Below are 21,430 nucleotides of genomic sequence, written 5' to 3' on the forward strand. Positions count from 1 at the left end.
TGGCACCTCCGGTTCGGTGCAACGGCGGTGCGCCTGTCGCCGATCCGCATCGGACGCCCGGTCCGTGCGGACCGGGCGCCCGATGCGGCGGTTTCACCAGGTGACGGGAAGTTCGGAGAAGCCCCGGATCAGGAGGCCCTTCTTCCAGGCGAGCCCGGCGTCGTCGCCGGCCACGAGCTCGAGACCGGGGAAGCGGACGAGAAGGGTCTCCAGGGCCGTCCGGAGTTCGGCCCGGGCCAGCTGGGCGCCCAGGCAGAAGTGGACGCCGTGGCCGAAGGCGATGTGGGGGTTGGACGGGCGGTGGACGTCGAGGCGGTGGGCGTCCTCGAACACCGACTCGTCGTGGTTGGCCGAGTTGATGGACGGGATCACCGAGTCGCCGGCGCGGATGGTGACGCCGGACAGCTCGACGTCCTCGACCGCGACGCGGGGGATGCCGCTGACGGCGCCGAGCGGGGTGTGCCTCAGCAGTTCCTCGACCGCCCGCGGCACGAGGGCGGGGTCGGCGCGCAGGGCGGCGAGCTGCCCGGGGTTGCGGGCCAGCATGTAGACGAAGTTGCCGATCTGGGTGGCGGCGGTCTCGTGGCCCGTCACCAGGAGGCCCACGCCGAACTCGACCAGTTCCTGCTCGGAGAGCCGGTCGTCCTCGTCGCGGGCGCGGACGAGATCGCTGAGCATGTCGTCGCGGGGCCCGGCCCGCCGCTCCTCGATCAGGCCGGCCAGGTACTCGTTCAGCGCCATGACCGCGGCGAAGATCTCCTCGGGCGGGAGCGCCGTGGTCGACAGCAGGGCGTCCGACAGCTCGCGGAAGCGGTCCCGGTCGGCGTAGGGGACGCCGAGCAGCTCGCAGATCACCGTCACCGGGAGCGGGAGCGCGAACATGGAGACCAGGTCGGCGGGCGGGCCGTGCTCCAGCATCGCGTCGGCGAGGCCGCCGGCGATCTCGGCGATGCGGGGGCGCAGCGCCTCCACCCTGTTGCCTGTGAACGCCTTGGAGACCAGGCTGCGGATCCGGGTGTGCTCGGGCGGGTCCATGCTCATCACCCCCGCCGGGAACAGCGGCTGCGGGGTGAACCTGGGGCCGTCGGGGTTGGCGGTGGTGGCCCGGCTGCTGAACCTGGGGTCGGTGAGCACCTTCCGCACGTCGGCGTGGCGGGTGACGAGCCAGGCCGGCCCGCCGAAGGGGAGCTGGACGCGGCTGACGGGCTCGTCGGCGCGCAGGTGCCCGTATTCGGGTTCGAGGGCGAGGCCGGTTCCGTCGCCGAAGGGGTAGCCGGGGGCGTTGTCGGTCACGGTGGTGATGCCCTTCTAGTCGAGGGGTGCCAGGAGTGTGCCGTCGGCGTCGCGGACGCGGATGGCTTCGAGCGGACAGGAGTCGGCCACGGCGAGGAGGAGGTCGGAGGGGGCGGGGTGCGCCGACCGGGGAACGGACCGGTTGCGGTCGCCGTCCAGCTCGAAGTGGCCGGGTGCGGTGCCGACGCACATCCCGCTGGCGATGCAGGCCGCGGTCACTTCGACGTTCCAGTTCGCCTCGCTCACGCCGGCACCGCCTCCGTGGCGGGCGACGCCTCGTCCCGGGCGGCCCGTGCGCGGCGGATCCGCACGAGCATGACCGTGTAGACGAGGTCGAGGGCGAGGATGGCGAGGTAGAGGAACGGCAGCAGGACGGACTCGTCGTAGACCGGGGCCGGCGGGTAGAGGTAGACGCCGAGGGCGGCCAGGGCGGTGCCGGTCATCTTGCAGACCGCGATGCCGACCGACTGGCCCGCGTCCGACCTGCGGGCGTTGAGCATGACCAGGAACAGCGCGGACATGGCCAGGTTCTGCACGAACGAGGCGCGGACCCCGTAGATGTCGTCGAACTCCTTGTTCAGCAGGACGATGGTCGGGCCCGTGATCGCCAGGGTGAGCGCGAAGAGCCCGTAGAAGGTGGCGGGGGAGAGCCAGCCGAACTGGCGCGGCCCGTAGCGCAGCACCTGGACGAGGATGACCAGGTCGAAGACCAGCCAGACGAAGTTGACCACGAACTGGGCGGCCAGCTTGGTGGGGTCGTCGTGCGGGGGCAGCTCGACCAGCGTGTAGTAGAACTCCCAGGTCAGGTTGGCGCACAGCGCCACCAGCGGCATGCCGTAGATCCGGTCGCGGCGGGACCGCAGGATGATCAGGATGTAGGCGAGCGTCCACATCACGCCCGCCAGGGACTGGATGATGATGCCGGTCATCGCGTCGTACCTCCGGATCGGCTCAGGCCCCGGCGGGCCTCGCGGGCCAGCGCCAGCGCGTAGCCGACGATCTGGGCGGCGGCGGGCCGCTGCTGCGCGGGCGCCGGGATCTCGTTGTCGTCGCACACGACGTCGATCAGGTAGGGGCGCCGCGCCAGGCGCGCGACCCGCAGTGCGGCGCGCAGCCCGGCCATCGTGGTGACCCGTTCGGCGGCGAGGCCGTAGCCGCGGGCGATCTCGGCGAGGTCGCCGTTGTGGAGGGCGGAGCCGTACTCGGGCCAGCCCATGATCTCCTGCTCGAACTTGATGGCGCCGAGCCGCCCGTTGTCGAAGACCACCACGACGACGGGCCGGTCGAGGTCGCGCAGCGTGGCCAGCTCGCCGAGGGTGACGGCGACTCCGCCGTCGCCGGCGGCGGCCAGCACGGGCCGGTCGGTGAACGCGGCGATGCCGGCGGCGGCGGGCACGGCGAAGCCCATCGTGGCGAACGAACTGGTCCACACGAAGTCCTGCCGGCCGGTGAGGTAGCGGTAGATCCAGAGGGTGGTGAGCCCGACGTCCACGGTGATCAGGGGAGCGGCGGGGCCCCGGGCGAGCTCGTCGGCCAGCGCCAGCGCCAGCGCGGACGGCCTGATCGGGCTGCTCGCCCGGGTGGGTATGCGGCTGCGCCGCCGCCGGGTGGCCAGGAACCTGTCGTGCCGGGCGCGCACGAACGCCTGCCGGCCGGCCTCGGGCGGGGCGGCGGTGCCGATCCGCTCGGCGAGCGCCTGGGCGGTGTGCCGGGCGGTGCCGTGCAGGGCCACGTCGGCGCGGGCGGCGCCGCCGAGCCGGCCGAGGTCGTGGTCGACCTGGACGAGGAAGTAGCCGCCGGGCAGGTCGAAGGCGGAGGCGCCGCGCCGTGAGACGCCGAAGGCGACGACGACGTCGGCGGCCTCCAGGGTCTCGGTCGCGCACTGGTGGCCGGACGAGCCGACCGCCCCGGCGTAGTGCGGGTGGTGGTCGGGCAGGACGCCGCGGCCCGGCATGGTGCTGACGACGGGCGCGCCGAGCGCGCCGGCCAGTTCGGCGATCTCCGCCCCGGCCCCCCGGCCGCCCCGCCCGGCGAGGATGACCGGCCGGCGGGCGCCGGCGAGGCGCGCGGCGGCGGCGTCGAGTTCGGTGTTCCCGGGCAGGACGGCCGTGGCGGCCGGGGGTGCGGGGGCCGGGAGGGGCCCTCGCACCGGCCGGTCCAGGACGGCGGGGTCGATCTCCAGGTAGACGGCGCGGCCCTCGGACGCGGCGGTGCCGAGCGCGTGGGCGGCCTCCGCGACGGCGCCGGGGTCGTCGCCGACCCGGAGCGTGCGGGCGGCGTCGGCCAGGAGGCTGGTGCCGTCCACCACCGTGCCCGGCGGTCCGAGGACGGCGAGGGGGGCGTGGTCGAACGAGGCGTCGTAGAGGCCGTTCAACTGGAGGACCGTGTCGGCGTCCGCGGCCGTCAGGCACAGGGTGAGCCGTCCGGTGTGCTTGGCGACCGCCGAGGCCGTCATCGCGGCCGACTCCGGATGGTGGACGGCGTGCACGGTGATCCCGGCGTCGCGGCACAGCGCGGCGAGCGGCTCGGTGCCCGCGCCGGGCCGGACGTAGGCGGCGGCGACGTCGAGACCGGCCAGGACCTCGGCGAGCACGGATCGGGTCGAACCGGCGGCCGGGGTCGTCAGGGTGACCTCTTCGCGCGCGGGCTCGACGAGCCCGTCCGCCGGGACGGTGATCACGGAGGGCCCGTCCGGGGGCGCCGCCAGCAGCCGCTCCAGGTCGGCGACCGAGGCGGCGCGCTCGGCGGCCAGCCCGCCCCCGGCGGCGAGGCGGCGCACGTCCGTCCGGCGGTCCTCCTCCACGCACACCAGCGAGACGGGCAGGCGGTAGCGGGCCAGGGTGAGCAGCTCGGCGGCGAAGTCCTGGAGGCCGCGGTCGGTGGTGACGGCGTGGACGCGGCGGTCGGGGTGGGCGAAGGACGCCCCGATGGCGGCGGGCAGGGCGGCGCCTGCGACGCGCAGCCCGTAGGACGAGGTCAGCACCCTGTCACGGACCGGCAGGGCGCCGAACGCGCCGTCGAGCATCCGTCCGGGTTCGAGGGCGACCACGGCGTCGGCGGGCAGTGAACGGTCGAGAGCCTCCCAGAAGGGCAGGCCGGACGGCTCGGTCCGCAGGCCGTCCACGTCCGCGGCCAGGTCACCGTCAGGGGAGGCGGGGGAGAGGGCGCGCAGCTGCCGCAGGATCTCGGCCGGGTCGCCGAGCAGCCGCGTCCAGCCGGGGCGGCCGGGGTGGGAGCGCTCGGCGCCGTCGGCGACCTGCAGGACGGGGTGCCCGCCGGCCAGCCCGCGCGCGGCGGAGCTGGAGGCACCGACCAGAAGGAGCCGGTCGGTGCCTTCCAGGACCCGTGCGCAGTCGGCGGTCCTGCCCTGCAGGACGGGCAGGGCGCGGTCGTCGTGCGGCGCCGCGAAGTAGCGGTAACCCTCGGGCAGGACGAGCACGGGCGCGCCGATCCGCTCGGCGAGCGCGTCGATGTCCCCGGCGAGATCGGACGGCACCGCGCCGACGATCACGGCCGTCCTGGCCCCGGAGAGCAGGTCCGCCGCCTGTTCCAGGAGGGCCTTGTCGGCGGCGCCGCCCGCCGCGGGGGGCCGCCGGACCACGGGTTCGGGGGCGCCGCGAAGGGGCGCGGCGAACACGTCCGAGGAGATGGCGAGGTGCGCGGGCCCGCGCCGCAGGGCCGCCTCGGCCATGGCGCGGTGCACCATCCCGATCTGCCCGGGCGCCGCGACGTGGCGGTTGTACAGGGCGGCCTCGCCCATCAGCGCCACCGGGTCGATCTCCTGGAAGGACTCCAGCCCCACCTGCTCGACCGGGACCTGCCCGGAGACGGCGAGCAGCGGGGCCCGGTCGGCGTGCGCCTCGTACAGGCCCAGCGGCAGATGCGTGGCGCCCGGCCCGGCGGTGCCCATGCAGACGCCGGGCAGCCCGGTGAGCTTGCCGTACGTGGCGGCCATGAGCGCGCCCGCGCCCTCGTGGCGCACGCCGACGAGCCGGATCCGGCCGTCGCGCCGCAGCGCGTCGACGAAGGCGTTGAGCGACTCGGCGGGCATGCCGAACACCGCGCTCACGCCCGCGCCGGCCAGTGCCGCGACCAGCGCGTCGGCGAACCTGCGCCGTCCGGCCAGTTCGCTGTAGACATGTCGGTTGGCCTGCATCCCGGTCAGCCCTTCTCTCGGACGGCGGCGTGCACGACCGCGATGCCCCCGGTCAGGGGGAATCGCGTGTATCCGGTGAGGCCCGCGTCCAGCAGCAGGGCGCGCACGGCCTCGGGTCCCCGGTAGGTGGTGATCTCCTCGCGCAGGTGCCGGTAGCCGCTCATGCCGCGGGCCCGCCCGAGCAGGCTCATCACGCCCAGCCCGCCCAGGTAGAGCGAGCGCAGCAGCGGCTGTTCGGGGACGCCGAGCTCCAGCAGGACCAGGCGCCCGCCGGGGCGGAGCACCCGCGCCATCTCCGCCGCGCACGCCCGCCGGTCCGCCATGTCGTCGATGGCGAAGGCGATGCAGACCGCGTCGAAGGAGGCGTCCGGGAACGGGAGCCGCTCACCGGGCGCCGTTCTCAGCGTGATCCGGCCGGAGAGGCCCTGCCGTTCCAGCCGCCTGGCGGCCACCGCGAGCATCGAGGCGTTGATGTCGCAGGCGACGACGCGGGCGCCGGGGCGGTGCCGGGCGACGGCGATGGCCAGGCTCGCGGTGCCGGTGGCCACGTCCAGGACGTCCCCCTCCGGGGGCGGCGCGAGCCGGCGGGCGGCCTCGCGGCGCCAGCGCCGGTCGGAACCGGCGCTGAGCAGCGAGTTGAACAGGTCGTACCGGGGCGCGATCCGGTCGAAGAGCTCCTGCGGGGTGGCGGGACGGGCGGATGCTCCGGTCGGGGGTTTCATGCGGTCGGCTCCTCACGGGTCGGGGTCGGACCGGTGCCGGTGTCGGTGTCGCGGCGGGAATCCACGGCGAGCAGGTCGCTCGCGGCGATGATCAGGGCGCCGGAGGCGATGACGGCGACGCTGCTCCAGCCCGGTTCCTGGAGCAGCAGCACGGTCGCCAGGAAGCCGCTCGACAGCACCATGTCGCGGCGCAGCACGGCGTTGGCGGCGGCCGCGTCCCCGGACCGCACCAGGCGGAAGCCCTGGTAGGCGGCGACGAGGGTCCAGGGCAGCGCCCACAGCACGGCCGCCGGGGAGGCGCCGGCGACGGGCAGCACCGGCAGGCACAGGTACGCCGCCACGGTCACCAGCGCGGCGCAGCGGGCGGCGGCGGCCCGGCTGGGGAACAGGGTGGCCGAGGTGCGCAGCCCGGCCGCGCGGTCGCCGTCGAAGTCGGGGACGTTCTTCACCAGGCCCTTCGCGACGAACCAGGCGCACAGGAAGCCGAACATGCCCCAGACCGGGCCGGGCAGGGCGCGCATGCCGCCCTGGCCGATGAACCAGCCGATCAGGAACGGCCCCGCGACGGCCTGCGCGAAGACGTACAGACCGAGCAGCGGCCGCGCCTTCAGCCTCAGCGGCCGGAACGAGTACTGGTGCAGGCCGATCAGCCCGATCACCATGAAGACCACGAAGCCGGGCCCGTACACCACGGCCGCGCCCGCCATGAACGCGTTGAGCCCGGCGAGGGTCCAGGCCAGCCGCCGCAGCCCGAGCCGGTAGAGCATCCACATCCGGCCCGGCAGGTTCCGGCTGTCCTCCTCGACGTCGGTGTAGGTGTTGTGGAGGTTGGCGGAGAAGCCGACGAGCAGGGCCAGCACCGCGCCCAGCACGGCATGGCCCGGCGGGACCGGCGCGGGCGCGTAGCCGAGGCCGAGCGCGTAGGCGACGAGTCCGGGCACGCAGGTGCGCGGGCGGCCCAGCGCCACCAGCAGCCGCAGGACGGTGCCCGGCGACGCCGTGCCGCCCTGGGCCCGGATGGCCGCGACCTGCTCGGCCGGTGGCAGGGCCACGAAGCCGCGGGCGGTGAGCGGTGCCGGGGGCGCGGAGGGGGTCGAGGTCGTCATCGACGCCCCCTCAGTGCGCGCGGCGGGCGAGGCATGCCACCAGTTCCGACAGCATCGCCGACCCGGCGGGTGTCAGCCCGGCGGCGGCGCCCGACAGGGCGCCCACGGCGTGCCGGGTCTGCTCCTCCACCGCGGCGCGCGTCCGCCGCAGCGCGGAGGAGTCCTTGACCAGGTCGACCACCTCGCGGACGGTGCCGCCGTCCTCCGGCCGGACCGCGTCCAGGAGGCCGGCGAGCCGCGCGTCCTCCTCCCGCGCGTACAGCACGGGAAGCGTGAAGACGCCCATGGCCACGTCGTGGCCGGCCGGTTTGCGGAGCCGCTCCTCCGAGCCGGTGAGGTCGAGCAGATCGTCCACCAGCTGGTAGGCGAGCCCGAGGTGGTGCCCGTAGGACGTGAGGGCCTCGGTGGTCTCGGCGCCCGCGGCCAGGGCGCCCAGCCGGCACGAGGTGGCGAGCAGGGCCGCGGTCTTGCCGGTGATGGCGTCGTAGTAGTCGCCCTCGGTGCGGGCGGCGTCGAAGAGCAGGGCGGACTCACGCGCCTGCCCGTCGCAGAGCCGGGCGAAGGTCTCCGAGACCAGCGCGCCCTCGCGCCGTCCCAGCCCGCACGCGACGGCGACCGCGCGGGCGAGCAGGAAGTCCCCGGCCAGCACGGCGCGGATGTTGCCCTCGCGGACGTTGGCGGTGGGCACGCCGTGCCGGACGTCGGCCTCGTCCATGACGTCGTCGTGGACGAGGCTGGCCACGTGCAGCAGCTCCACCGCCGCCCCGGCGCGAACGGCCCGTTCGCGGTCGGCGGGCCGGTCCGGGCCCGGCGCGCCGATCCGGGTCGCGTAGGCGGTGGCGAGCGCCAGCAGCGGGCGAAGCCGCTTGCCGCCGGACACGACGCCGGCCAGCGAGCGGGCGATCAGCTCGTCCCCGCTCCCGGCCTCCTCGCGCACCAGGTCGACGCACGCGCGCAGGTCGGCCGCGAGCCGTTCCTCGGTGGCGAAGCCGGCGACCAGCCGGTGCGGTTCGAGCCCCAGCAGCCGGAGAACGTGCGCGCCGGGTTCTTCCCCCACATTCCCAGGTGAGGGCGGCATTGCCTGCAACAAGGAATCCACGTTGCACCTCCCTTGATCAACAACGCCAGCGATATTACCTCCGATATTTCGCGGATTGCAATTGCCTGAGGCGGTGCGAAAAGGTTTCCGTGACGTTAACAAAAATGCCCTATAATCGCGCACACAAATAACATGGCAAGATCTGGCTGTAAACTCGCCGAGGAGCGAGAAATGTCTGGCGTTGACTCGGGCAAAGGGCGTGTGGACAGTGGAAACGTTGCCCGTGTCTGCGCTCGAATCACTCTCGGAGAGAGGTGCCCGAATGCAATTCACCCTTCTTGACGACCTTCGTCTGGCCCGGGAATTCGACCGGCGGATGGCCTATGCGATGCGCGATCTGAGTCGACGCTCGGGACCGGTCGCGACCTACGGTTTCGGGCCTTTGAAAACAACGTTCCTCTTCGGGCCGGAAGCCAACGAGTTCCTCTTTCGCAATTCCGCGAAATTCCGCTGGCGCGGCGGCTTCGAGACCCTGATCCCGCTCGCCGGCGAGACGGCCCTGCTGGTGAGCGACGGGCCCGGCCACGACCGCCGGCGCACCCTCGTCCAGCCCGCCTTCCACCGCGAGCCGGTCGCCGGCTACCTCGCGGTCCTCCTGGACAAGCTGGACGCCACGCTCGACTCCTGGCGCCCCGGGGACCGGATCGACCTCTACCGGACCTTCCGCTCGCTGGTCCGCTCGTCCACCGTCCGGGGCTTCTTCGGACCGGAGCTGGCGGCCCAGCAGGCGCCGCTGGGCGCCGACCTGGAGGAGGTGCTCCGCCTGCTGAACTACTCACCGCCCAAGCAGCAGCTGCTCCAGGCCGTCCCCAACCCGCTCTGGCGGCGCGCCAAGGCCGCCCTCACCCGCATCGACCGGCGGGTCCGCGCCGAGATCACCCGGCGGCGGGACGCCGGCAACCCGGGCGACGACATCCTCGGCCTGCTGCTGGGCGCCCACGGCGGCGGGCCCGCCATGACCGACACCGAGCTCCGCGACATGGTGGTCAGCCTCATCGTCGCGAGCTACGACACCACGAGCGCCGCCCTGTCCTGGGCCGTCTACGCCCTGTGGTCGGACCGGCGGGCCTGGGCCGCGGCGAGGTCCGAGGTCCGGGAGCGGCTCGGCGCGCGGACCCCGGAACTGGGCCTGCTGCGCGGGCTCCCGTACCTCGACTGGGTCACCTCCGAGACGCTGCGCCTCCACCCGCCCGCGATGGCCGGCGCCCGCAAGGCGGCCGAGGACTTCACCTTCGCCGGCCACCGGGGCCGCGCCGGCGACCTGGTCGTGTTCAGCCAGTACGTCACGCACCGGCTGCCGCGCATCTGGGCCGACCCGGACCGCTTCTGGCCCGAGCGCTGGGACCGCGAACGCCCCGGCTACCGGCACCCCTCCAGCTACGAGTACCTGCCCTTCGGCGTCGGCGCGCGCCGCTGCCTCGGCTCCAACCTCGCCCGGGCCGAGATCGCCGCCGTCCTCGCACGGCTGCTGCAACGCACCGACCTGACGCTGCTGTCACGCGACGTCCAGCCGACGGGCTTCACCGCGATGTTCCCCCGCGGCGGCGTCACCGTCCGCGTCGACCACGTCCGCGCACCCCTCTCCGTGACCTGACCCCCTCGGTGGGCTCGCCGGGTCAATGGGCGACGCGGCGCGAGAAGGCCGCGGCCTGGCCGCGGCTGCGCAGCCCCAGCTTGGTCAGGATCCGGCTGACGTGGGTCTTGACGGTGTGCTCGGACACCACCAGCTCGGCGGCGATCTCACCGTTGCTCAGCCCCTGGCCGACCAACCGCAGCACGTCCTGCTCGCGCGGCGTCAGCTCGCGCAGGCGGGCCAGGTCGGCGGCGTCGACGCGCCGGGCGCGACGATGGGCGACGTAGCCGCCGATGACGCGGCGGGCCACGCCGGGGCTCAGCGCCCCGTCGCCGCCCGCGGCGGCGCGGACCGCGGTGAGCAGTTCCTCATAGGAGCTGGTCTTGAGCAGGAATCCGTTGGCGCCCAGGGTGAGGGCCTCGTCCACGTACTCGTCCAGGTCGAACGTGGTGAGCATGACCGCGTGGACGCCGTTCCCCCCGAGCTCGCCGGTGCGGGCCAGCTCGCCCAGCACCCACAGGCCGTCGTGTCCGGGCATGCGCACGTCCAGCAGCAGCACGTCGGGACGCAGCGTGCCGCACAACCGCAGGGCGTGGTCGCCGTCGGCGGCGACACCGGCCACGGTGATGTCGTCCTGGGTCTCCAGGATCGCCCGCAGGCCGTCGCGGACCACGCGTTCGTCGTCGGCGATCACCACGCTGATCGGGGCCTCACCGGAGCGCATGCCGGCGGCCCTCCCAGCTGTAGGGAAGGGTGGCCGTCACCCGGAAGCCGCCGCCGGTCATCGGCCCGGCGCTCAGCTCGCCGCCGACGGCGGCCACCCGTTCGGTCAACCCGGCCAGGCCCATCCCGGAGCCCGGCACCGGCCTCACCGGCCCGGGCGGAGGGCCGGAGCCGACCTCGACGTCGATCTTGGTCGTCCCGGCATCGACGCGGACGGTGACCGGGGCGCCCGGGGCGTGGCGGCGGGCATTGGACAGGCTCTCCTGAACGACGCGGTACGCGGCGAGCTGGACCGGGCGAGGCGGGGCGTCCAACGGTCCGGTCGTGGTCAGCGTGACCGGGTTGCCCGAGTCGCCCGCGGTCCTCACCAGCGCGTCCAGGCCGGACAGGGACGGGGCGGGGGCGCGCGGAGCGGTGGCGGCGGTTCCATCGCGCAGTACGCCGAGCAGATCGCGCATCTCCTCGGTGGCCTGCCGGCCTGCCGCGGCCAGGGAGTCGACGCGTTCACGGGCCCAGGGCGGCAGCTCCCCGGAGCGGGCCCGCACGGTTTCGGCATGGACGACCAGCAGCGTCAGCGAGTGCGCGACGACGTCGTGCATGTCGCGGGCGATGCGGACGCGTTCGGCCGCCGCGGCCTGCTCGGCCCGCAGCCGCTGTTCGCGGCGCGCGTCCTCGGCGCGCTGCTCGGCGGCGGCCAGCAGCACGCGGTGGCTCCGCGCGGCCACGCCCAGCGCCCAGGCGACCGGCAGCACGGCGACCAGGGCCAGCACGTCCGAGCCGCCCCGCCAGCCCTGCGGCGCGGTCGCGTGGTTGACCACCAGCCCGGCCGCCACCAGCAGGGCGCCGATGAACAGGGCCGCCGTCGAGCGGTTCCGCGGACTGTAGGCGCCCACCGCGTACAGGGCGAACGCCGGCGGCAGGACGGCCAGGCTGCTCAACTTGACCTCGGCGGCCGCGGCGCCGACCTCGACCCCGGCCAGCACGGTGAGGACCGTGCAGAACACCGTCAGCGGCCGGCGGCGCCGCCCGGCCAGCGCGGCGACCGCCACCACGGTGTAGCCGCCCAGGGCCAGCCACGCGGCCGCGGACGTGTCGGTGGTGGCCTGATCGACCAGCGCCGGCGCGACCGCCGCCACGCCGAGCGCCCGGCGCCCCGCGACCGTCACCGCGTTCTTCCTGCTCATCGGCTCGACCCTACGGCCGGCCGCCGACACGCGGCATCGCTCGAAGGAGTGATCCGCGGCGAGGTGCGCCCTGGCTCTTCCGAGGGACCGCGCGCGTGCCGGTGGGCTCGTTTCGCCGATGCGTCCGGCACCCTCCGGCCGCTGCGATGGAGCCATGTCCAAGAGTTTCTCCAAGATCCAGGGGCCGCCCTCGGCGCCTGAGGACGCGGCGCCGTCCGCGCGTCCGACCCGGCTGGCGCGGTGCCTGAAGATCGCCAAGTGGCCGCTGCTGCTCGCCTGGATCGCCGCGGCGGTCGTGGCGACCGCGCTCGCCTCGGGTCTGGAAGATGTCCAGCGCAACGACGCCGCGGCCTACCTGCCCGGCGGATTCGACTCCAGCCGGGTCGCCGCGCTGGCCGAGCCCGACCCGGACCGTCCCGAAGCAGAGACCGCCCTGGTCGTCTACCACCGCACCGACCGCGCCCGCCTCACCGACGCCGACCGTACGGCCGTCGCCGGCGACCGGCGCGGGGCCGCCGCGATCCCGGCCACCCGGCCCACCGGCACGGTGCTGTTCTCCGCCGACGAGACCGCCGCGCTGTTCGCCGTCCAGATCCAGCCCGCCCACGCCGACGACGACACCGTGACCACCGCGGTCGAGCGGCTGCGCGAGCACGTCCAGCGGACGGCGTCGGGCCCCGCCCACTCCGGGCTGCGCGCCAACGTCACCGGCGAGGCCGGGCTGGACGTCGACAACGACGGCGGCGACGTGGACGGCCCGCTGATGCTCACCAGCATGGCCATCGTCGCCGTCCTGCTGCTCCTCACCTACCGCAGCCCCGTCCTGTGGCTGGTCCCGCTCCTGGCCGCGGGCATGGCGGTGATGGTCGCCCGCGGCGCCGCCTACGGGCTGGCCCGAGCCGGGCTGGTCGTCACCGACCTGGCCTCGGCCATCCTCATCGTGCTGGTCTTCGGCGCCGCGACCGACTACGCGCTGCTGCTGCTCAACCGCTACCGCGAAGAACTGTCCCGGCACGCCGACCGGCACGAGGCCCTGGCCGAGGCACTGCGCCGCACCACACCCGCGATCGCCGCCAGCGCCGCCACCGTCACCGTGGGCATGCTCTGCCTGCTGGTCGCCGACCTGGCCGGACTGCGCGGCCTGGGCCCGGTCGCCGCCGCCGGAGTCGTCATCGCGCTCGTGGCGACCCTCACCCTGCTCCCCGCGATGCTCGCGTGCGCGGGCCGCTGGCTGCTGTGGCCGCGCATCCCCACCCCCGCCGACGCCCGCGGCGCCACCGACCACCGTCTCTGGCACGCCATCGCCGCCCTCGTCGGCCGCCGCCCCGGCCTGGTCACCACCCTGGTCACCGCGGGACTGGCGATCGCCGCGCTCGGGCTGACCAGCCTGCACACCAGCGCCGACCCGCTGGACAAGGTCCCACCCGGCAGCGACTCGGTCGCCGGACAGCACGTGCTCACCCGGCACTTCCCGCAGGCGGCGTCGGTGCCGCTGACCGTGGTACTGCCCACCCGAACCGCCCAGGCGACCGTCACCGCCGCCCAGCAGGCCGCACGGGCGACACCGAACGTGGCCGAGGCCGAGCCCGGCCGGCCGCTGGGCGACCGTCCCACGCTCACCGTCGGGCTGTCCGTCCCGCCCTACGGCCAGGCCGCCGCCGACACCATCAACGACCTGCGCCATCGCATGGACGACGTCCGCGCCGGCATCCTGGTCGGCGGCACCCCCGCCGTGCAGCTGGACTACCGCCAGGCCGCCCTGGACGACACCGTGCGCATCGTGCCGCTCGTCCTGCTGGCCGTCACCCTCATCCTCGGGCTGCTGCTGCGCTCCATCATCGCGCCGCTGATGCTGCTGACCACCGTGGTGCTGTCGTTCGCCGCCTCGCTGGGCATCTCGGCACTGGCGTTCACGCACGTCCTCGGCTTCGGCGGCGTCGCGGCCGACCTGTTCGTCTACATCTTCGTGTTCCTGGTCGCCCTCGGCGTCGACTACAACATCTTCCTCATGGAACGCGTCCGGGAGGAGAGCCGCCACCTCCCGACCGGCCAGGCCGTCCGCCGCGGACTCACCGCGACCGGCGGCGTCATCACCGCCGCCGGACTCGTCCTGGCCGGCACCTTCGCCGCCCTCGCCCAGATCCCCGACATCACCGTCGCCGAGGTCGGCATCGCCGTCGCCATCGGCGTCCTGATCGACACCCTGCTCGTCCGCGCCCTCCAGGTCCCGGCACTGGTGACGCTCCTGGCCGAACGGACGTGGTGGCCCAGCCGCGCCACGCCCGCGGCGCAACCCCGGCGCCGGAATCCGAGCTGACGCGGGTGGGGTGCGAACTTCGCCGGCCGCCAAGGCAACCGATCGGGGCTCTCGGCGGTCCAACGAGTGGGAGTGGGCTGGACGGGGGGATCGCCTCATGCAGTTCATCGAGAGCAGCGTCATCGGGCTGCGCGCCGCCGTGATCACGATGGGCCGCCGGACCACACCACTGCGCTTCGTGCTGTTCCCCATGGTGCACGTGGGGGAACGGTCGTTCTACGACGAGGTGGCCGCGCGCGCCTCGTCCTGCGACCTGATCGTGGCGGAGGGAGGGCCGAGCGACGGCGCCCCCATGCAGCGCCGGATGGCCGGGCTGCGCTGGGACGGCCTGGTCGACCAGATGGTCGCGCTCGACCTCGAGGCGCTCGGCGTCCCCATCATCTGGGAGGGCGGCACCGCCGAGCCGCCCGAGGAGCGGGCGCGGCGCCGCGCGGAGCGTTCGCCCCGCGACCGTATCGTGCACACCGCGCTGGACTCGGCCGCCGCCCTCGCCCTGCGCGCGCTGGGGCGCTACGGGGACCCGCGCGACCTGCCCAGTCTCGACCAGAACGACATGCACGACCGCGAGCGGCCCGAGGGCCGTATCGACCGCTTCCTGGACAGGAAGGTCGGGGAAGAACGCGACGAGCGGCTGGTGCGGACGCTCGGAACCGTCCACCGTGAGCGCTACCAGGAGCCCATCAAGGTCGCCGTGGTCTGGGGCGCCGCGCACATGACGGCGGTCGTCGACGTCCTCCGCCGGGACTTCCGCTACTACGTCCAGGACGCCGAATGGATCACGATCCAGAACAACTGAGCGTGGAGACCTCACAGGACTGAGCCCGGCCCGCCCTACTTGGCGCGCTGTCGGCGCACCATCTCGCTGATCCAGATGGGCGCGAACGGAGAGGTGCAGTTCGGCGGAGTCGGGTAGTCCTTGAGCACCTGCAGGCGCTCACCGATGTCGATCGCACGGGCGCGGTGCCCGGCGTGCTCGATCCCGATCTGGGCCAGGCAGTGGTTCATCGCCCACTGCAGGCGATCCGGGGCGTCTTTCATCTCCGCCTCGATGACGTCGAGCAATCCCGCGAGGTCAAGCCCCTCGGGTTTCTTCCCCACCCGCTCGGTGGTCAGTGCCCAGCCGGCACTCGCGACCACCGGGTCCGGATCAGCGGACCAGGCCAGGCGCAGCTCTTCACAGTGCGGGTTCCTCTTCACCACGTAGTTCACGAGCCAGTCGTGCACCTTGGGGGTGCGCGCCTCGCGCAGCATGACGTCCAACTCGGCACGCTCGAACGCCTTCGGGCGGCAGATCAGGAGCGCCAGCAGTCTCGCCGCGGTGTCGTCGGTCTCCCAGAGACGGCGCGCGAGTTCCTGCTGCGTCTTCAGCCGCTTCGCGAGCGCGCGCAGCCTGCCGAGGTTCACACCGTGATCGTCACCGTGTCTCTCGTTCACCGCGCGGATCTTCGGGTCCTCGAGCGCGGCCAGTTCGGCCATCACCTCGGCCACCGTCGCCTCGGCCACCTCAGCCTCCTGTCCATCACGTGCGAGACAGCCTACGACGGCAGGCCGGCCGCACCGGCGTCCAGCCGGGGCCCGGTGGCCGGAGCCGCCGGAGCGGAAGCGCGACCGCCGCTCCTGCGACGATCAGATGGTCAGGAGCACCTTGGTGGCGCGGCGCTCGTCCATCGCCTTGTACCCCTCGGCCGCCTCCTCCAGGGGCAGCCGGAGGTCGAAGACCCTGCCGGGGTCGATCTTCCGCTGCCAGATCAGGTCGATGAGCTCGGGAAGGAACCGGCGCACCGGGGCCGGGCCGCCGAGCAGGTGGACCTGGGAGAAGAACAGGTTCTCCCCGCTGAGGGCGACGTCGTGGCTGACCCCCACGAAGCCGACGTGGCCGCCTGGACGGGTGGAGCCGATGGCCTGCCGCATCGACTGCTGGGTGCCGACCGCCTCGACGACCGAATGCGCGCCCAGCCCGCCGGTCAGCTCCTTGACCTTGGCGACGCCCTCCTCACCGCGCTCGGTGACGATGGCGGTGGCGCCGAACTCGACGGCGAGCTCCTGGCGCGTCCGGTGGCGGCTCATGGCGATGACCTGTTCGGCGCCGAGCTGCCTGGCGGCCAGCACCGCCAGCAACCCGACCGCGCCGTCGCCCACGACCGCGACGGTCTTGCCGGGCCCGGCCTGGGCGGCCACGGCCCCGAACCAGCCGGTGCCCAGGACGTCCGAGGCCGCCAGCAGGCTGGGGATCAGGTCGGCGTCGGGCATGCCCGGCGTGGCCACCAGCGTGCCGTCGGCGTGGGGAATCCTGGCGCGCTCGGACTGGGTGCCGACCTCGGACATGAACACGCGGTCGACGCAGGAGGAGGGGAAGCCCGAGCGGCAGATCTCGCAGGTGCCGTCGGCGGCGACGAACGTGCCCACCACGAACTGCCCCGGCTTGACGGTCGTGACGTCACTGCCGATCTCCTCCACCACACCGACGTACTCGTGCCCCATCGGCTGGTCGTGGACCTCCTCGACCCCGCGGTAGGGCCAGAGGTCCGAACCGCACACACAGGCCGCCGTGACGCGGATGATCGCGTCGGTCGGCTCGATGATCTTCGGATCGTCCAGCTCCCGCACCCGGACATCACCGGGAGCGTGCAACACCACACCACGCATGATCGTCTCTCCTTCGGATTCTTGTGCCACTGCCCATCCAAAGCGCTGGTCAGACCGGCTGGAAGGCCCTGGCGAAAGGTGTACTGGCATGACACCCCTCCCGCCCGGAGGGACGCCTAACCTGAGAAAGGTGGACAACCGCAGCGCCATCCGTGAGTTCCTGACCTCCCGCCGGGCCAGGATCAGCCCGCAGCAGGCCGGACTGCCCTCCTACGGCACCCGGCGGGTGCCCGGGCTGCGCCGTGCCGAGGTCGCCCAGCTCGCCGGAGTCAGCGTGGAGTACTACTCCCGCCTGGAACGCGGAAACCTGGCGGGCGCGTCCGACAGCGTCCTGGACGCCCTGGCCCGTGCGCTGCGGCTCAACGACGAGGAACGCACCCACCTGGAGGACCTGGCCCGCTCCGCCGGCCCCGGTCCGCGCCGCCGGCGCCGCCCCGCCCCGGCCACCGTGCGGCCCGGCGTGCAGCGGCTGCTGGACTCCATGACCGATGCCCCGGCGTTCGTCATGAACGGCCGCGGCGACGTCCTGGCCACCAACGCCCTCGGCCGCGCCCTGTACGCGCCCATGGTCGACGCGGCCCGCGGCGCCACCCCCAACCACGCCCGGTTCATCTTCCTCGACCCCCGATCCCATGACTTCTGGGGCGACTGGGAACGCGCCGCCGACGACACCGTCGCCCTCCTGCAGGCCCAGGCCGGCCGCGACCCCTACGACAAGAACCTCACCGACCTCGTCGGCGAGCTGTCCACCCGCAGCGACGACTTCCGCACCCGCTGGGCCCGCCACGACGTCCGCCAGCACCACCAGGGCGCCAAACCCTTCCACCACCCGGTCGTCGGCGACCTCCACCTGACCTACGAATCCCTCGACCTGGCCGCCGACAACCTCACCCTGGTCGCCTACGGCACCGAGCCCGGCAGCGATTCGGAGGAGAAACTCCGCGTCCTGGCCAGCTGGGCCGCCGCCGAGGCCGGCGCCCCCCGCCTCCGATCAGCGGACCAGACCTGAACGCCCCCGGCCACCGGACCTCGACACGATGGCGGGGAGCCCCTCCCGGCGGAAGTCCCTCCGGGCGAGCGCGATCGTGATTATGTGAACCGTCAGCTGTCGCAGCACGGCAAATGTCTGCGCGGCCAGGTCGCGGGCGGTGCCCAGGACCAGGGTCGCCACGTCCTCGGGGTCGCGGACCAGCTCGTTGACGGCCCGGTAGACCTGCGCGAAGTGCGGGAAGTCGCGGAAGACGTAGAAGTCGCGCAGCCGCTCCTCGTCGGTCGGGACGGTGCCGTCGGGGTGGCGACGGGCCAGTTCAAGTCGACAGACTTTCCTGCGATGCACGGTGATGGCCCCTCGCAGCCCACCGCGCGGTGCGGGCCGGTCACAGGGGCTGCTGTGGTGACCAAGGCCACCGACGTCCAGGCGGCGGGCGACCGTCACGGCCTGGTGCACCGGACATGGCGCGGCCCTTGAACACATCGGGGCCGCGCGGCTCCCTCCTTTACCGGCCGCCTGCCGGCTGTTCCGGCAGGCGGCCGTTCGCCAAAGGCGTCTCCCAGGCGGCGCCCGGCTCGATCGTGACGGTCTCCGCGCCGCAGGCGACCTCGATGGGGGAGGCGACGCCGGGATGCAGCGCCACCCGCAGCCGGTCCTGGCTCAGGGACAGGTCGACGCCCCAGTTGCCGCGGTAGCGCAGCCCGAGGCGCAGCCGCCCGATGCCGGCCGGCAGCCGAGGGGCGAGGTGCAGCACGGTGCCCTGCGTGGTGACGCCGGCGTGGCAGCGCTGGACGAGGTTGACGGTCCCGGCCATCGCGCCCAGGTGGACGCCTTCGGCGGTGGTGCCGTGCTGGCTGTCGCCGATGTCGCTGTCGAGCGACTCCAGGAACAGGTGCCACGCCTCCTCGCCGTCCACGCGCGCCATCAGCCAGGCGTGCACCAGCGAGCTCAGCGTCGACCCGTGGCAGGTGCGCGGAAGGTAGTACGCGATCGTCCGCTCCATCAGGTCCGGCGCGGGGACGTGGCCGAGGCGGGTCAGGACGTCGTCCAGCTCCTCGCGTGACAGCAGGTGGAACAGCATCAGCACGTCCGCCTGCTTGGAGGCCTTGTAGCGGTTGGGCGAATCGCCCTCGGCCTCCAGGATGCGGTCCAGGCGGCGGATGTCGCCGTACCGCCGCCGGTAGCCGTCCCAGTCCAGCTCGTCGAGGTCCGCGTAGCCTTCGAACTGGCTGAGGACGCCGTCGTGGAAGGGGATCGCCATCGTGCGGCTGACGTCCTCCATCCGGGCGATCTCCTCGCGGGCCAGCCCGAGCCGCTCGACCAGTTCGTCGCGCCGGTCGCCGGGCAGCACGGCCAGGACGTCCAGGGCCCGGCACAGCACCCACACGGCCAGGACATTGGTGTAGGCGTTGTTGTCCAGGCCTGGTTCCTCGCGGCCGGGGTATCCGTCGTGGTACTCGTCCGGGCCCATGACGCCGCGGATCTCGTACCGGTCCAGCCCGCGGCTGTAGGTGGCGAGGCCGGCGAAGAAGCGGGCGATCTCCAGGAGCATCTCGGCGCCGTACTCGGCGAGGAACTCGGCGTCGCCGGTGGCCTCGTAGAAGCGCCAGACGTTGAGCGCGACGGCCAGGCCGACATGCCGCTGCAGGTGCGAGTGGTCGGGCAGCCACCGGCCGGAACGCGGGTTGAGATGCAGCCACTGCGTCTCCTCCCGCCCGTCGCCGCCGCTCTGCCAGGGGTACATGGCGCCGCGCCGCCCCGCCTCGCGTGCGGCCCAGCGGGCCTCGGGCAGCCTCCGCGACCGGTAGAGCAGCAGCGATCGCGCGATCTCGGGAAAGCGCAGCGTCAGGAACGGGAGCACGAACAGCTCGTCCCAGAAGATGTGCCCCCGGTAAGCCTCGCCGTGCAGCCCGCGCGCCGGAACGCCGACGTCGAGGTCGACCGTGTGCTCCGAAACCGTCTGCAGCAGGTGGAACATGTGCAGGTTGAGGACGCGCTGCACGTCTTCGCCGTCGACGCTGAGCCGGCAGCGGCGCCACAGGCGTCCCCACGCGAGGGTGTGCCGTTCCAGGAGGCCGTCGAAGCCCGCGGCCCGGTCGACGCGGGTGCGTGCCGCCTTTGCGGGCTCCTCGATGGCCCTGTCGCGAGAGGTGAACAGGGCCGCCACCTTCTCCACGGTGACGGGCACGCCCTCCTCGGCCTCCACGAGGAGATCCTGGGAGATCCAGCCGCGCTCCTCGCGCGTGGTCCGCTTCGCGGCGGCGTCCACGCGGGTGCGGGCGGCCAGGGCGATCTCCACCCCCGACGTGGCGGTACGACATGACAGCCACACCGCCTCGGCGCCGTTCTCGCCCTCGCCGCCGGGGACAAGGTGCGCGCCGTTGAGCAGGCGATAGCGCGCCACCCCGGAGTTGCTCACGCGCCCGTCGAGAGCCGACCGGATCTCCAGGTCCCCGCTCCAGTTCTCCGGGACGATGGTCGTCTCCAGGGCCGCCAGATGCGGATCCTCCATGGACACGATCCGGCGCTGCGCCATCCGGGTCACCCGTCCCGCCGCGTCGGTGAACCGCAGAAGCCGCGTCAGCACGCCCCGCCGCAGATCGAGTTCTTGGCGGTAGGACAGCAGTGCGGAGGGGGAGGCGAGATCGGCGGGACCCAGCCAGGGCCCGTCCCCGATCCGGAGGGTGAGCGGCAGCCAGTTCGGCGCGTTGACCAGGTCCTCGTTGACGACGGTGCGGCCGGCGACGTCCGAGGTCAGCCGGTCGTAGCAGCCGGCGACATAGGTCCCCGGGTAGTGGACTCCGTCGGCCGTGGCCTCGGGCTGCGCTCCCCTGGTGGCGAAGTAGCCGTTGCCGAGAGTGCACAGCGCCTCCCGGACGCCCTCCGAATCCGGGTCGTACCCGTCGTAGACGAGCAGCCAGCGGCTCATGGAGGGCTGCCCTCGGGGGCCGCGTGGTGGTCGGCGCAGATGACGACTTCGCAGCGGGCGTTCGCGCGGACGACCGGGATGGTGGCGCCGCCGAAGGGGTTGCCGTGCTCGGAATGCCCGCGAGCGCCGATGACCAGCAGTTCGCCGTGCCCGGCCTGGTCGGCCAGGACGCGGCCGGGGTCGCCGTAGGCGATGCGCAGGCGGGTGGTGAGGTGCTGGGAGCGGGTGACGATCCGGGCGACCAGGCTGCGGAGCCGCAGCCATTCCCGGGCCGTCCGCAACGGGTGCGGGGACGCCCCCGGTTCCGGGGCCAGGACGCGGACGACGTCGAGCCGGGCGCGCCGCCGCCGGGCCTCCTCGGCGGCGCGGCGCAGGGCGGCGATCGAGTTGGGCGATCCGTCGACGCCGACGATCACGCAACGCTGGGCGGGCATCACCTGCATGGAAACCTCCTTGACCGGTCTCCAGTCCACCCCGCGCCCGCCCACGGCCACAGAGCCGAGTGGCCCGCGGCAGCAGGGACCTTCGCCCCTAGGCGATCGGCCGTTGAAGCCGACGTTCCCAGTTCTTTGCGCGAGCATCACCGGCGCTGCCTGAACGCCCTGTCCCGCCTCGGGATGATGGTCGAACACCCTGGGATCGACCAGCGTTCTGTCGGCCTCCTGGGCGGGCGTCGGCCGCCACGTGCTTC

General features: G+C 73.7%; 18 protein-coding genes. 4 read left to right on the top strand and 14 right to left on the bottom strand.

Features of this window, described 5'->3' with window-relative positions; translation table 11 throughout:
- Positions 1-93: 93 nt before the first annotated feature.
- Genes ACFPZN_RS01740 through ACFPZN_RS01770 form a run of 7 tightly spaced genes read right to left on the bottom strand, consistent with a single transcriptional unit; the run spans position 94 to position 8,334 of the window.
- On the bottom strand, positions 94-1,293 hold the full coding sequence (locus ACFPZN_RS01740) for a cytochrome P450 (protein ID WP_378279398.1): 1,200 nt from the start codon (positions 1,291-1,293) through the stop codon (positions 94-96).
- Between the two features lie 15 nt (positions 1,294-1,308).
- Positions 1,309-1,539 carry a ferredoxin gene (locus ACFPZN_RS01745; protein WP_378279400.1) on the bottom strand — a complete coding sequence of 77 codons (231 nt, stop codon included), beginning with the start codon at positions 1,537-1,539 and terminating at the stop codon, positions 1,309-1,311.
- Entirely contained in the window at positions 1,536-2,222 is a 687-nt protein-coding gene (locus ACFPZN_RS01750) for a transmembrane-type terpene cyclase (RefSeq protein WP_378279402.1), read from the bottom strand. Before ACFPZN_RS01750 ends, ACFPZN_RS01745 begins: the two co-directional genes overlap by 4 nt.
- The gene (locus tag ACFPZN_RS01755; protein WP_378279404.1) at positions 2,219-5,449 is read right to left on the bottom strand and encodes a thiamine pyrophosphate-binding protein; all 3,231 of its coding nucleotides are present in this window, start codon (positions 5,447-5,449) and stop codon (positions 2,219-2,221) included. Before ACFPZN_RS01755 ends, ACFPZN_RS01750 begins: the two co-directional genes overlap by 4 nt.
- A 5-nt stretch (positions 5,450-5,454) precedes the next feature.
- Positions 5,455-6,171 carry a ubiquinone/menaquinone biosynthesis methyltransferase gene (locus ACFPZN_RS01760; RefSeq protein ID WP_378279406.1) on the bottom strand — a complete coding sequence of 239 codons (717 nt, stop codon included), beginning with the start codon at positions 6,169-6,171 and terminating at the stop codon, positions 5,455-5,457.
- Positions 6,168-7,277, bottom strand: a complete 1,110-nt coding sequence (locus ACFPZN_RS01765) for a UbiA family prenyltransferase (protein WP_378279407.1) — start codon at positions 7,275-7,277, stop codon at positions 6,168-6,170. The genes ACFPZN_RS01760 and ACFPZN_RS01765 overlap by 4 nt, the downstream gene beginning before the upstream one ends.
- A 10-nt stretch (positions 7,278-7,287) precedes the next feature.
- Entirely contained in the window at positions 7,288-8,334 is a 1,047-nt protein-coding gene (locus tag ACFPZN_RS01770) for a polyprenyl synthetase family protein (RefSeq protein ID WP_378279409.1), read from the bottom strand.
- Positions 8,335-8,638: 304 nt separating this feature from the next.
- Between ACFPZN_RS01770 and ACFPZN_RS01775 the strand changes: the two genes are divergently transcribed.
- Complete coding sequence (locus ACFPZN_RS01775; protein WP_378279411.1) at positions 8,639-9,970, top strand: cytochrome P450; 1,332 nt, start codon at positions 8,639-8,641, stop codon at positions 9,968-9,970.
- Between the two features lie 22 nt (positions 9,971-9,992).
- Here ACFPZN_RS01775 and ACFPZN_RS01780 read toward each other — a convergent pair whose 3' ends face one another.
- Together ACFPZN_RS01780 and ACFPZN_RS01785 are read right to left on the bottom strand one after the other, a co-directional pair.
- Positions 9,993-10,673 (bottom strand): response regulator, encoded by a 681-nt coding sequence (locus ACFPZN_RS01780; RefSeq protein ID WP_378279412.1) that lies wholly within the window; start codon positions 10,671-10,673, stop codon positions 9,993-9,995.
- Positions 10,660-11,856 carry a sensor histidine kinase gene (locus ACFPZN_RS01785; protein ID WP_378279414.1) on the bottom strand — a complete coding sequence of 399 codons (1,197 nt, stop codon included), beginning with the start codon at positions 11,854-11,856 and terminating at the stop codon, positions 10,660-10,662. Before ACFPZN_RS01785 ends, ACFPZN_RS01780 begins: the two co-directional genes overlap by 14 nt.
- Before the next feature lie 154 nt (positions 11,857-12,010).
- Between ACFPZN_RS01785 and ACFPZN_RS01790 the strand changes: the two genes are divergently transcribed.
- Positions 12,011-14,173 carry an MMPL family transporter gene (locus tag ACFPZN_RS01790; protein ID WP_378279415.1) on the top strand — a complete coding sequence of 721 codons (2,163 nt, stop codon included), beginning with the start codon at positions 12,011-12,013 and terminating at the stop codon, positions 14,171-14,173.
- A gap of 97 nt (positions 14,174-14,270) precedes the next feature.
- Positions 14,271-14,969: a hypothetical protein gene (locus tag ACFPZN_RS01795; RefSeq protein WP_378279417.1), complete on the top strand. Its 699-nt coding sequence runs from the start codon at positions 14,271-14,273 to the stop codon at positions 14,967-14,969.
- Between the two features lie 35 nt (positions 14,970-15,004).
- Here ACFPZN_RS01795 and ACFPZN_RS01800 read toward each other — a convergent pair whose 3' ends face one another.
- Complete coding sequence (locus ACFPZN_RS01800) at positions 15,005-15,649, bottom strand: DNA alkylation repair protein (protein WP_378279596.1); 645 nt, start codon at positions 15,647-15,649, stop codon at positions 15,005-15,007.
- A 150-nt stretch (positions 15,650-15,799) separates the two neighbouring features.
- Entirely contained in the window at positions 15,800-16,819 is a 1,020-nt protein-coding gene (locus ACFPZN_RS01805) for a zinc-dependent alcohol dehydrogenase family protein (protein ID WP_378279419.1), read from the bottom strand.
- 130 nt (positions 16,820-16,949) lie between these two features.
- Here ACFPZN_RS01805 and ACFPZN_RS01810 point away from each other — a divergent pair, with 130 nt between their 5' ends.
- Entirely contained in the window at positions 16,950-17,828 is an 879-nt protein-coding gene (locus ACFPZN_RS01810; protein WP_378279421.1) for a helix-turn-helix domain-containing protein, read from the top strand.
- On the opposite strand, the gene ACFPZN_RS01815 is transcribed toward ACFPZN_RS01810, so the two are convergent.
- The 3 genes from ACFPZN_RS01815 to ACFPZN_RS01825 form a co-directional block, all read right to left on the bottom strand.
- Positions 17,811-18,155, bottom strand: a complete 345-nt coding sequence (locus ACFPZN_RS01815) for a hypothetical protein (protein WP_378279423.1) — start codon at positions 18,153-18,155, stop codon at positions 17,811-17,813. The two genes, ACFPZN_RS01810 and ACFPZN_RS01815, sit on opposite strands and share 18 nt — an antisense overlap.
- 160 nt (positions 18,156-18,315) lie before the next feature.
- On the bottom strand, positions 18,316-20,739 hold the full coding sequence (locus tag ACFPZN_RS01820; protein WP_378279425.1) for a glycoside hydrolase family 65 protein: 2,424 nt from the start codon (positions 20,737-20,739) through the stop codon (positions 18,316-18,318).
- A complete protein-coding gene (locus ACFPZN_RS01825; RefSeq protein WP_378279427.1) occupies positions 20,736-21,182 on the bottom strand; it encodes a universal stress protein in 447 nt (148 codons plus the stop codon). The genes ACFPZN_RS01820 and ACFPZN_RS01825 overlap by 4 nt, the downstream gene beginning before the upstream one ends.
- Between the last annotated feature and the right edge of the window lie 248 nt (positions 21,183-21,430).

Origin of the sequence: Actinomadura rugatobispora (assembly GCF_042656285.1) — a bacterium.
Lineage (GTDB): Bacteria > Actinomycetota > Actinomycetes > Streptosporangiales > Streptosporangiaceae > Spirillospora > Spirillospora rugatobispora.